11 protein-coding genes are annotated in these 12,228 nt (G+C 40.3%); 10 read left to right on the top strand and 1 reads right to left on the bottom strand.

Annotation, left to right across the window (positions count from 1 at the left end; all coding sequences use genetic code 11):
* The first annotated feature begins 47 nt into the window (after nt 1-47).
* From BM299_RS15440 to BM299_RS15480, 9 genes are all read left to right on the top strand, one after another.
* Nucleotides 48-1,139, top strand: coding sequence for a glycosyltransferase (locus BM299_RS15440; RefSeq protein ID WP_092486394.1), 1,092 nt, complete (start codon nt 48-50; stop codon nt 1,137-1,139).
* Nucleotides 1,140-1,156: 17 nt separating this feature from the next.
* The gene (locus BM299_RS15445; RefSeq protein WP_207545210.1) at nt 1,157-2,521 is read left to right on the top strand and encodes a UDP-glucose dehydrogenase family protein; all 1,365 of its coding nucleotides are present in this window, start codon (nt 1,157-1,159) and stop codon (nt 2,519-2,521) included.
* Between the two features lie 32 nt (nt 2,522-2,553).
* The gene (locus BM299_RS15450; protein WP_092486399.1) at nt 2,554-3,522 is read left to right on the top strand and encodes a GDP-mannose 4,6-dehydratase; all 969 of its coding nucleotides are present in this window, start codon (nt 2,554-2,556) and stop codon (nt 3,520-3,522) included.
* 133 nt (nt 3,523-3,655) lie between these two features.
* The gene (locus tag BM299_RS15455; protein WP_165608368.1) at nt 3,656-4,843 is read left to right on the top strand and encodes a glycosyltransferase family 4 protein; all 1,188 of its coding nucleotides are present in this window, start codon (nt 3,656-3,658) and stop codon (nt 4,841-4,843) included.
* Nucleotides 4,843-6,084: an O-antigen ligase family protein gene (locus BM299_RS15460; RefSeq protein WP_092486405.1), complete on the top strand. Its 1,242-nt coding sequence runs from the start codon at nt 4,843-4,845 to the stop codon at nt 6,082-6,084. Before BM299_RS15455 ends, BM299_RS15460 begins: the two co-directional genes overlap by 1 nt.
* Nucleotides 6,065-7,168 carry a glycosyltransferase family 4 protein gene (locus BM299_RS15465; RefSeq protein ID WP_092486408.1) on the top strand — a complete coding sequence of 368 codons (1,104 nt, stop codon included), beginning with the start codon at nt 6,065-6,067 and terminating at the stop codon, nt 7,166-7,168. The genes BM299_RS15460 and BM299_RS15465 overlap by 20 nt, the downstream gene beginning before the upstream one ends.
* A gap of 62 nt (nt 7,169-7,230) precedes the next feature.
* Nucleotides 7,231-8,160, top strand: coding sequence for a glycosyltransferase family 2 protein (locus BM299_RS15470; protein WP_092486411.1), 930 nt, complete (start codon nt 7,231-7,233; stop codon nt 8,158-8,160).
* A gap of 90 nt (nt 8,161-8,250) precedes the next feature.
* Nucleotides 8,251-9,621: a mannose-1-phosphate guanylyltransferase/mannose-6-phosphate isomerase gene (locus BM299_RS15475; RefSeq protein WP_092486414.1), complete on the top strand. Its 1,371-nt coding sequence runs from the start codon at nt 8,251-8,253 to the stop codon at nt 9,619-9,621.
* Between the two features lie 95 nt (nt 9,622-9,716).
* Complete coding sequence (locus tag BM299_RS15480) at nt 9,717-11,009, top strand: GumC family protein (protein ID WP_092486417.1); 1,293 nt, start codon at nt 9,717-9,719, stop codon at nt 11,007-11,009.
* A gap of 168 nt (nt 11,010-11,177) precedes the next feature.
* On the opposite strand, the gene BM299_RS19480 is transcribed toward BM299_RS15480, so the two are convergent.
* Nucleotides 11,178-11,372 carry a helix-turn-helix domain-containing protein gene (locus BM299_RS19480; protein ID WP_165608369.1) on the bottom strand — a complete coding sequence of 65 codons (195 nt, stop codon included), beginning with the start codon at nt 11,370-11,372 and terminating at the stop codon, nt 11,178-11,180.
* Nucleotides 11,373-11,543: 171 nt separating this feature from the next.
* On the opposite strand from BM299_RS19480, the gene BM299_RS15490 reads away from it, so the two are divergent.
* The gene (locus BM299_RS15490; RefSeq protein WP_245779815.1) at nt 11,544-12,080 is read left to right on the top strand and encodes a DUF6431 domain-containing protein; all 537 of its coding nucleotides are present in this window, start codon (nt 11,544-11,546) and stop codon (nt 12,078-12,080) included.
* Nucleotides 12,081-12,228: the final 148 nt, after the last annotated feature.

The raw sequence follows: 12,228 nt of genomic DNA on the forward strand, positions 1-12,228 counted from the left end.
GGCGTTAAGGTGCTCATTTTTTTAAAGCTGAAAATAGGTGAGTTATTATGAAGCCATTTTATAAAGTTTGTGCTGTAATTCTAACATATGGCGAGAGGAAATACTTACTTGAGCAAGTTATAGATTCGTTGATGAGGCAAACGTACCCACTTAACAAAATCATTATTGTAGATAATGCTGCTGATAAAAAAACCGGCGAATTTCTAAGCAATCTAGCTCGGTTTAACTCCAAAATAAGTATTATATATTTAAATGAGAACACTGGTTCTGCTAAAGGTTATAAAATAGGTATAAAGGAAGCGTGCAAAATTGCGTGTGATTATGTTTGGCTTTTAGACGACGACAATATGCCTGAAGATAATGCGCTTGAAGAGTTGATTTGTGCGTGGGATGCCTTACATGTAAACAGTTTAAATACTATAACCGCTCTATTATCTTTAAGGTTAGATCGAAAGCAGTATGTTAAGGTGGCAGAAGGTGGAAGTGTAAAAAAATACTTCGGAAAACAGAACAGTTTTTTAGGTTTTCATCTTGTAGATATACCTAGCAAGCTAATTAACAAAATAGCTGTTTCTTTTCAAAAAAGTAACGTTAAACAAGTACAGCTTGCTAATATTAATTTAAAAAATGTTGATGTTCCTTATGCCCCTTATGGTGGATTATTTCTCCATAAGAATATAATTGATTATATTGGATATCCTGATGAGAATTTTTATCTGTACAGTGACGATCATGACTTTACATACAGAATTACCCAATTAGGAGGAAGAATTGCGTTAATACCTTCCAGTAAAATAATAGATATAGATAAATCCTGGCACATAGAACGAGGAAACAAATTAAGCTTTATTCCTCAATTTATAAAAAAAATCAATGAAAATAATATGTTTAGAATCTATTATAGTATTAGAAATAGGATTTATTTTGAAAAAAATAATGTTGTAAATAATCTTTTTATTTATTACTTAAATACGTTTATTTATTCTTTTTGGGTATCTTTAGTTTCTATTTTCGGAGTTATAATTTCCCCCAAAAACCAATTTGCAAAGATATTATTAGTATATTACATAAGCGTAAAAGATGGCTTATTTGGTAAGTTAGGAAAGCGAAACGATTGGGGATTTAATTATAAAAATTGATATAGCTTCTTGAGAGGATGAAAATTTTGCAAATAACAGTCATAGGATGCGGCTACGTTGGTCTTACTACATCCGTAGCTCTTGCATACATAGGCCACCGGGTACATTGCATAGATCAAAACCAGGAGCGTGTTCAAGCTTTACAAAATGGCATTGTTCCCATGCATGAAATGGGCGTAGCGGAACTATTAGGGCAATTACGCGACCGTATTTCATTCGGTCGCTGGGATTCTTTCAACCTTACTACTGAAGTGATAATTATTGCTGTAGGCACGCCGCGTAAAGATAACGGGGAAGCCGATACATCCTATGTAGAAGCGGTAGCTCGAGAATTAGGACAGCGTTTATCAGGAGACGGATTACCTATTATTGTGAATAAATCTACCGTACCTATAGGTTCGGCCCGGCGTGTGGAATCAGTGGTAAGTTATTATCTAAAAAGCCGCGGGATTAATATACCTGTAACAGTTGCATCAAATCCCGAGTTTTTACGGGAAGGCGTTGCCCTCTATGATACTTTCTATCCTGACCGTATTGTAGTTGGGGCTAATCAAGGTGAGGCTATTAATATTTTGCGAGAAATGTATGCCCCCATTCTGGAACAAACTTTTATTCCACCCGAATTTTTGCCTAGACCGGACAGTTATAATCTTCCGGCTTTCATTACTACCACCCCGACCAGTGCGGAACTTATAAAGTACGCCGCAAATACATTCCTGGCCATGAAAATATCTTATATTAATGAAATAGCCGGGCTTGCTGAAAGGGTGGGTGCTGATATTTTAGAAGTAGCTCGAGGTATTGGGTTGGATAAGCGGATCGGAGTGCAATATCTTAACGCTGGTATTGGGTGGGGCGGTAGTTGTTTTGGTAAGGACGTGCAGGCTTTAATCCATACTGCCGGCCAGTATGATTATGATATGCCTTTGAGTAGCGCCACAATCCAGGTTAACTTACGCCAAAGGGAAGAAATTATTAGAAAGCTACAGTCTGCTCTTAAGGTTCTCCGTGGTAGTACAGTGGGGCTTTTAGGACTCTCTTTCAAGCCAGGCACAGATGACCTGCGTGATGCTCCTTCCATTACCGTGGCCAAGCGACTGATTGAAATGGGTGCTCATGTGAAGGCATATGACCCGGTGGCCATGGAAAACTGCCGCAAAAGTCACCCGGAGTTGGATATGTTATATGCAAACAGTGCAGAGGAGCTTGCACACGGATCGGACGCTTTAGTGCTAGTAACCGAGTGGAAGGAATTTTTAAGTTTACCATATAACCAACTGGGGAAATTAATGAGGCAGAAAGTAATAGTAGATGGACGAAATGTATTAGACAGGCAGTTGCTAACCGAAGCAGGGTTTAATTATATTGGTGTTGGACGTTAATTACTTTAATTAACAAGGAATGGATGGTGCTTATGAACACAATATTGGTTACCGGAGCAGCAGGGTTTATAGGTAGTAAGGTTTCGGAACTGCTTCTTACCCAGGGCTACAATGTAATAGGAATAGATAATCTTAACGAATATTATGATGTAAGGCTTAAATTGTGGCGCTTAGACAATCTCAAGAAATATACTAACTTTAAATTTTATCAGGTTGATATTGAAAACGTTGAAGCTTTAAAAATAATATACCAGTTACATTGCCTTGATGCGGTAATAAATGAGGCAGCTCGGGCCGGTGTTCGTTATAGTTTGGAGAACCCTCACATTTATTTTTCAACCAATGCGGCTGGGTGCCTCAATATATTAGAATTATGCAGGGAATACAAAGTGCCCAAATTTATTTTGGCTTCAACTTCATCCCTTTACGCCGGGCAGGAAACACCTTTCTATGAAGATTTACCTGTTAATACTCCCATTTCTCCCTATGCTGCTTCTAAAAAATCAGCCGAAGCCATGGCATATACTTATCATTATCTATATGGCCTTGACGTAACGGTATTGCGCTACTTTACGGTATACGGCCCTGCGGGAAGGCCGGATATGAGTTATTTTAGGTTTATTAAGTGGATTATGGAAGGAAGTCCTTTAGAAATTTACGGCGATGGCAGTCAGAGCAGAGATTTTACTTATATAGATGATATTGCTAGAGGAACCATTAATGCCTTAAAACCTATGGGCTATAAAGTAATTAACCTTGGAAATAGCAATCCCGATCGTCTTTCTAGAATGATCCAACTAATTGAAAAATATACGGGCAATAAGGCCCGGTTCAAGTACAAAGAGTTTCACAAGGCTGATATGTCCGCTACTTGGGCGGATATTAGTAAAGCACGGCTGGTTTTGGGATGGGAACCAATGATAAGCTTGGAAGAAGGTATTAAGAATACGGTAGATTGGGTAATAAATAATTGGGAATGGGTGGCTAGTATTAAAATTTAACAGTAAACAATAAAATGTAAATCTTTTGGGGTTTATCTGTTATTTATTGTTTCCCCTAATTTTAGGTGTTGCTTTAGTAGGTTTATATATGGCCTATAATTTATTGTTAAAATTTTTGTCGAGGATTTTCTATATGAAAGTGCTATTTATTAATACGCTATACTATCCTAACATTGTTGGCGGTGCTGAACGTTCGGTACAATTTTTAGCTGAGGCTTTAGTGCATGAGAGCCATAATTCAGTGGTTATAAGCACAATGCCGGGGACAGGAGTGCAAACCGGTGAAGTCAATGGAGTTAAAGTATACTATGTTGGGCTAAAAAATTTTTACTGGCCTTTCAGGGATAAACAAAACCCGGCTTTATTAAAACCATTTTGGCATTTGATTGACTCTTATAATCCCTTTATGGCCAAGGAAGTTGATAAGATTATCGAGAAAGAAAGGCCGGACGTGGTGCACACCAATAATTTGGCGGGCTTTTCCGTTACAGTGTGGCCCGTAGTTAAAAGAAGGGGGCTGTCCCTGGTACATACAATCAGGGATTATTACTTACTTTGCCCTGCTTCGAATATGTTTAAGCATAATAGTAATTGTGAGAAGCAGTGTGGAATCTGCCGCATTTATTCTAAACCGAGAGGTTATTATTCTAATTTGGTAAATGTAGTAGTCGGGAACAGCAAATTCATACTTGAAAAACATATATTACAAGGTCTTTTCCCTTCAGCAAAACAAAGGGTCGTATTTAATGCTTATAAAAGTAATAGCGTACCTGTAATATCTCGGAAACATAAGCCAATGAGATTTGGGTACATTGGTCAACTTAATCAGGCTAAGGGTGTAGAATTTATACTCAAAGCTATTATGAATAGTAATATCGAAAATTTTACTTTAGACGTAGCGGGGCGAGGCAATCCGGAATACGAAAACTATTTAAAAAAACAAAGTACAAGTAATGTTTGCTTTTTAGGTTTTGTTCAGCCGGAAAATTTTTTTTCTCAAATTGATGTACTTTTTGTTCCTTCTCTTTGGCACGAACCGCTACCTAGAACTATCTTTGAAGCTTATTCATATGGCATACCGGTAGTTGGTTCTAATCGCGGAGGGATTCCTGAATTAATCGAGGAGGGGCGGACAGGATTTCTTTTTGACCCCGATAGGCCTGAAGAATTCTTAAAAATAATTGTTAAATTAGTGAATAATCCAGATTTGGTGTATAACATGCGTGAAGCATGTTTAAAGAAGGCCGAGGAATTTACGCCGGAAAGGATAATTAAGCAATATTTGCAAGTTTATTTTGAATCTCTTGAGAAGGATTGCTAATGATACGGGTAATTATATCTAAAGATAAGATAAGATGTATTTCTAGCTTTGGGCTTGGCTTCCTGCTGTTGGCGAATTTTTACCTTATTCCCTGGTTAGAAAAGACACCACGTGCAACGGATGTTTTGGGTTTTTTATTAGGAGTTTGGTTGATATGGGTTTTTCTTACTAAAGGCTTAAAGCCATTAGTTTTGTGTATCATGGGAGCATTAGCAATACCATTTATCCTGTGGGGATTATACTCCGTAGGTATAGGGGATTTTGCTACAACTGTATTAAGTGTTCGTTGGCTTCTTGCTTTACCTTGGGCATATGCTTTATACTCCCTTACATACAAACCTGGGACGCGTCAATATTTATTATGGGGAATGTGGTGGGGAGCAGTCTTTAATTTAATAGTTATGGGATTACAATATTTAGGATATGCTGAGGTTCTTCAAAACATTGGTTTGGCTGCACAGGATTCGGCTCATTCTTCCATATATGGTCAATTTCGAACGCCAGGAATGCACGGTCATCCGAATGGAGGAATAGCGGTTGTTAGTATAATTATTCCATTAAGTCTTTATATGGTTTTTATAGAACGTAAAAGATTATGGGTGTTATTTATAAGTTTAGCAATTCTGTTCCTGGGAGGAGTTTTTACTTCTACAAGATCAGCTGTTTTGGTATCACTGGTGTGCATTTTAACGGTATTGATGCTCAATTTTAAATGGAAACGCACATTAAAGTTAGTTGCTATGCTTTTTATCTGTGGTTCACTAGTTTTAAGTTTTATTGGACCACCGGGTGGATGGAATCGCTGGTTGGATGAACGAAATTTGTCTGTTAATTCTAGCGAAAGATTTTTATCTACAAAGGTTTCATTAGCTTTGGCTCTTGAGTATCCATTAGGGCTAGGTGTTGAGAGTGCAGAGCAACAACTAATTCAACATTCAAGTATAGCCGCGACTCACAATGCTTTTACTCATACAGCCATGTTATTTGGTATTTTGGTTTCTGCATTATTATTAGTTTTTATGGTATATTTATCTGCCCTTCTAGTTTTTCGGTTAAGAAATTCATGGTTTATTGAAAGCATTTTAGCTTTACATCTTTTAGGTTTGTTCTTTTTTGAAGAACATCATAACAACCCAACTTTTATTATTTTGAGTTGTTGGTTGATTGTGGCGGGAATACATCTATTTAAGTATTTGTTTAGATATATAGGAGATCATCCCTATGAAAAAAATTTATATTAACGCGCGCTTTCTCACTCAAACAATTACTGGTGTGCAGCGTTATGCTATTGAATTAGTTAAATCATTAGATGCGTTAATGGATAAGGGAGAAGTAAATATAAATCACTACTCTTTTGTTTTGCTTGCTCCTCGAAATATTAAAAATGAACTTCATCTTAAATGGATCCCACTTAAATACGTTGGTTGTCTTAAAGGACATCTTTGGGAACAGTTAGAGTTACCCCTGTACGCTCATAATGGTTTATTGGTAAATTTATGTAATGTTGGACCATTGTTGGTAAGAAATCAGGTTTTAACAATTCACGATGTATTCTCAATTGAATATCCGCATTGGGTAGGGAGGAATTTTCATCACTGGTATTCATTTTTATTACCACGTTTAGCGCAACGGGTGCGAAAAATTCTTACTGTCTCTGAATATTCAAAGAGACGGATAGTTGAGGTGCTTGGAGTACCGTCACAAAAGGTACAAGTTGTTTATAATGGGATAGATAATGATTTCAAGCCGGTAGATGCCAAGGCTCTACAAGCAGTGCGCCAAAAGTATGATCTACCAGATAAATTTATACTAACGCTGGGTTCACTTGAGCCACGAAAGAATTTGGATGGTTTGGTGAAAGCTTGGTTGATGATGCCGGTTGAATATCGCAAACCTTTGGTTATTGCGGGTGGGTTAGGGGCAAGACAAGTATTTGGAAAATACGAGATAGAGTTTATTAAAGAAAAAGGATTAAAGTTATTGGGCTATGTTTCAGATGAAGATTTACCAGCTCTGTATGCGACAGCTGAGGTATTTGTTTATGTGCCTTTTGTGGAAGGCTTTGGCCTTCCGCCGGTTGAGGCACTGGCATGTGGGGCACGCGTTGTTACTTCTAACACTTCAGCCATGTTAGAAACCTGTCAGGGTTTGGCGGTTTTGGTTAATCCAACGGATATTGAAAGTATTTCACGCGGAATAGTCGAAGCATTACAAACGAGGTTGTCGCTTAATGAGAAATTGAGTCAATCTGAAAAGATTAAGAAACGTTTTAACTGGATGCATACGGCTCAGCAGGTACAAGAAGTATTGGAGAGATATATTTAAAAATTCTCTTATTTCCACTAACTACATAAAACAAAAAGCTAACCCCAAGTGAGGTTTTGATTATGTATAGATTTGCAGTTGTTATACCAACTTTAAATGGGGGCCATACTTTTGAGAGATTATTGGCATCTGTAGATGATCAAATTTTAAAACCAAATAGGAAAATTGTTATAGACTCTGGGTCTGATGATGATACTGTTAATATTGCTAAAAAATATAACTGGGAAATAGTTTTAATTAGCAAAGAAGAATATAATCATGGTGCAACACGACAAATGGGTGTAAAATTGGTTACTGATTGTGACATTGTGGTTTATTTAACACAAGATGCAATTTTAACAAACTCCGAAACACTAACAAGTATAATAAGTAACTTTAAGCAATCTGATATTGGTGCAGCCTATGGAAGGCAACTTCCTCACTTAAATGCTAGGCCTTTTGGCGCTCATGCCAGATTATTTAATTATTCGGATAAAAGCATGGTCAAGTCTATAGATAACGCGGCACAATTCGGAATAAAGGCTGCCTTTATTTCGAATTCTTTTGCTGCCTATAGAATAAATGCTCTACTTTCTGTAGGTGGTTTTCCATCTAATACCATCTTAAGTGAAGATACTTACGTGGCAGCTAAAATGCTTTTAGCTGGTTGGAAAATTTATTATAATGCAGAAGCGCAGGTTTATCACTCTCACGATTATACCTTGTTGCAGGAATTCAGGAGGTATTTTGATATAGGAGTATTTCATTCTAGGGAATCATGGATTAGGGAAAAATTCGGGAAGGCTGAAGGGGAAGGAATGCGCTTTGTTTTATCAGAAATTAATTACTTATGGAAAAGTGGAAATAGTCTTTTAATACCGGAAGCTTGTATCCGTACTTTTATTAAGTTGCTAGGATATCGGCTTGGATTGAAAGAAAATATCATTCCTCATAGATTTAAATGTTTATTTAGTATGCACAAAAAATATTGGATAAGAAAGAATATGGCATGAACATCATTATTGCGGCGGGGCTGTGTTAACTTGAAGGAGATTTCGTTTTTGCTGTAAGCGTTCTGAAAAGAGCAATTGGAGGACTGAACTATGAAAGCTGTCATTTTGGCCGGGGGCAGCGGCACCAGGCTGTGGCCTTTGAGTAGAAACAACTTTCCGAAGCAGTTTTTAAAATTGAAAAACATGGACAAGTCCATTTTCCAGCTCTCCTTTGAAAGGTGCTTGAAACTTGCCGGTCTGGCGGAAATATACATAGTGACCAATAAAAACTATAAATTCCTGGTGCTGGGGCAAATTGAGGAACTTGGCTACAGGTTTACCGAGAGTCATATTTTGGTTGAACCGCAGGGTAAAAATACCCTGCCGGCCATATATTACGCCGTGAAGGAAATACAAAAGCAGGGTGACGATATAACGGCGGTTTTTCCGTCCGACCACTTGATTGAAGATGAAGAAAAATTTATCCGCACTGTCAAGGAAGGCGAGCAACTGGCCGGGGAATATATCATCACTTACGGCATCCGCCCGAACAAGCCGCATACGGGCTACGGGTACATTAAGCCCGCGACGCCCCTGGGGCCCGGTTACCAGGTCGCTGAATTCAAAGAAAAGCCGGACCATGAGACCGCGCTGGTTTACCTGGAAAAGGGTTACTTGTGGAACAGCGGCATGTTTATGTTCAGGACGGATATTTTTACCGGAGAAGTCAGGCGGCACAGCCCGGAAGTCTATGAAGCCTTCAAATCAAGCGATATCAATGAAATTTACGAAAAAACGCCCAGTATATCCATAGATTACGGGATCATGGAAAAATCCGGGCGGGTGGCCGTCATTCCGTTAAACATCAAGTGGAGCGACCTGGGAAGTTTCGATACCTTTTATGACGAATTTGCCAGGGATGAAAACGGTAATATCACTTTTAACGGTGAAATACTGATTGATTCGTCAAACAACCTTCTATACACCAGCAAGGATAAAACCGTGGCGTTAATCGGCGCCAGCGATTTAATTGTGGTTGACCAGAAAGACGCGCTGCTTATTTGTAAAAAAGACCAATCGCAAAAAGTTAAAGAAGTGGTTGACCGGCTAAAAGCCGGCAACAATCCCCGGGCGGATTATCATTTGACCACCTACAGGCCGTGGGGGTCGTATACCATTTTGGAGGAAGGACTGTTTTATAAAATCAAGCGCATCACCGTTTTGCCGGGAAAAAAGCTGAGCTACCAGCTGCACCACCACCGCAGTGAGCACTGGATCGTGGTCAAGGGAACGGCCAGGGTTACCGTGGAAGGGGCGGAGTCTTTCGTGAGAAGCGGCGAAAGCACCTTTGTAAAATCGGGATACAAGCACAGGCTGGAAAACCCCGGCAAGGTTTTGCTGGAGGTAATCGAGGTGCAGCTGGGCGAATACCTGGAAGAAGATGATATAGTCAGGTTTGATGATGATTTCGGCAGGTGCTAGGATGCGTAAGGGATTCACTGCAACAGGAAACGGGCAGTTCCTGTCGAATATACCCAAAAAGTACATATCAGTGGATACGTAAGGAGCTGGTAACCATGGAAGAAGAAATTAATCTTCGGGAATTGATTGAGGTTTTAATCAATGGAAAGTGGATAATCATTGGCATTTGCTTTGTTTCTGTGCTGCTTGCCGGCGTGCTGAGTTTTTTTGTATTGCCTGAAAAATACGAGGCCAGGGCTACCATCATGGTTAAGGAACAGCCCAAGACGGAACCTGAAAACGGGTCGCTGGAGGCTTTATTAAGCAGCCTGTCCAAGTCGCCGGAAATGACTGTGGAAGCCTATCGCCAGCAGGTGACCAACCCGTGGATTTTGCAAAAGGTAATTAAAGAGTTGGAATTGGATCCAGAGGTGTACAGTATAAAAAGTTTAAGGGAGGCCATTAGTACCGAGGTGGTCAAGGATACCAATTTGATCCGAATCACTGTTTCGGGTACTGATCCAATTTTAATTACATCTATTGCAAATACTTTGGCTAAAAATTTTGTCCAATATATTTCGGAAAAAACCACCCACCAGCTTGGTATGTCCGTGGAGTTTCTGGGTACGCAGATTAAAGAGCAGGAAAAGGAACTGGCCGCGGCGGTGAACGAGTACCAGAAGTTTTTGGCACAGCCCGGAGGGGTTCGGGAACTGGAACAGGAAATTAATGCCAAGCTTACCCTGCTGACTGATTTTAAGAATCAGTTAATTCGTAACCAGGTGGAAATTGAACAAAACAGGGCTTCTCTTAAGCAGGTAGAGAGTAATTTGGCGGAAACTCCGGAAAAACTGGTAACCGAGAAAAATCTGGCGGATGACGCTTATTTGTTTAATGTCGCAGGCGAGGCGAGCGGCGCTTCGGTAAAGGACCTTTCCGGCCTGAGGATGCAAAGTGAGGAAATAAATCCTACTTACATAGGGCTGGTTAACGAAAGGGCCAATTTAAAGAAAACCCTGGCCAACCTGTCTGCTCAACAGGAGCAATTAAAAGTGCAAATTTCCCTGGCCCAAAAGGAATTGGAGAATTTACAGGCCGAACTGGCTGAAAAGCGTGTGGAAAACGACCGGCTGGAACAAAAAGTGAACATGCTGCGGAATAATTACAAGGCTATTCAGGAGCGGTATGAGGAAACGAAATTGAGCAAAGCCGCCCAGGTGGGAGAAAACAATCTTATTTTACTCAGCCCGGCAATAGAGCCGGAAAACCCGGTGGGGCCGCGAAAAATGCTAAACATGGCCGTGGCCGGGGTGCTGGGTATGATGGTCAGCGTATTTTTGGTGTTCTTCAGGGAGTTCTGGCGCAAATCGGCGCCCCAGGTGGCAGCCGGCGTTAACAATGTAAAATAATATATTGCCATTGCAAAACCCGGTTTACGCCGGGTTTTTGGTTTTAATAGCAGGTGCTGGTGTTTCCTGGCGAGCAGTGTTTCCGCCTGTTCCCAGGAAAACCAGGTGGTATATGCAAATATGGTATTATATATAAAGGGCGAATGGGAGCGGTTTCGCAGAACGACTTTATTTTGGGAGGATAGTGTTTGTTTCTCTTTTCTTTTGTAAAACAAGCTCAAGACCTATCCCATCTAGAATTCTAATGAAATTATCCAAAGTAGGAGTATGTTTTTCTTGTTCGAATCTTGATATTACTTGTTGTTTTACACCAATCTTTTTGGCTAGGTTTTCCTGAGTTAAACCTAATTCTGTTCCTGCCACCCTATAAAATCCGAAAGCTGATGATATTGCCTGTCCAAAAGTTGCCATATATAATGACCATAACTTAAAGAAAGGAAAGACGCCCCCGTTTGGATGTGCAACTGCGCCAACAGAAGCACCCAGAGGCGTCCCCACTCATAAGTATGGTCATTGTAACAGAATATGAGCTAATTGAAAACCCTGAAAAAGGTGTTTTTTGTTAAGAGCGCGGAGCAGATCCCATGCCCCTGTTGTAATGGTCCCCTATACGTCATTGGTAGCCGGCAGCGTAAATACATAAATGACCTTGGAGACGAGATAATTCTCATCATCCGCCGGCTCCGCTGTGAACACTGCAGCAAGATACACCACGAACTACCGGATATTCTCGTTCCATATAAACGTTACAGCAGTGAAAGCATCGAGGTGGTCATAACCGGGAACACTGCACTGACCGTAACAGCCGACGAATCCACATTAAATCGTTGGCGCCACTGGTTTAGGGCACTGCAGAACCACTTCCTGGGCTGCCTGGCTTCCATCGCCACCCTGCTCGGTAAAGAATCTGTGAAAGAAACGTCCCGTCTTTCCAAGTCCACGCTCCAAGGGATATGGAACTATGTTGGTGATGCTGTCGGCTGGCTAGCTAGAGTTGTCCGTCCGGTAGTAAATATAAATTCTTGGGTACATACCCGTTCTGCATTCCTGTCCACCACAGGCGGGAGATAAACTCATGCTAAAGCCTAAAAACGAGGAGGTTTTAGCATGAAGGACCAACAAAAAGCCGAAGAAATTGCCGCCCAGCGGATGCAGTTGATATCCCCGCTGCTAGCGGACGGGCTTGATGCGGCCAAAATTAGAGAACTCAAGAAAAACA

The organism is Desulfoscipio geothermicus DSM 3669, from assembly GCF_900115975.1.
GTDB lineage: Bacteria > Bacillota > Desulfotomaculia > Desulfotomaculales > Desulfallaceae > Desulfoscipio > Desulfoscipio geothermicus.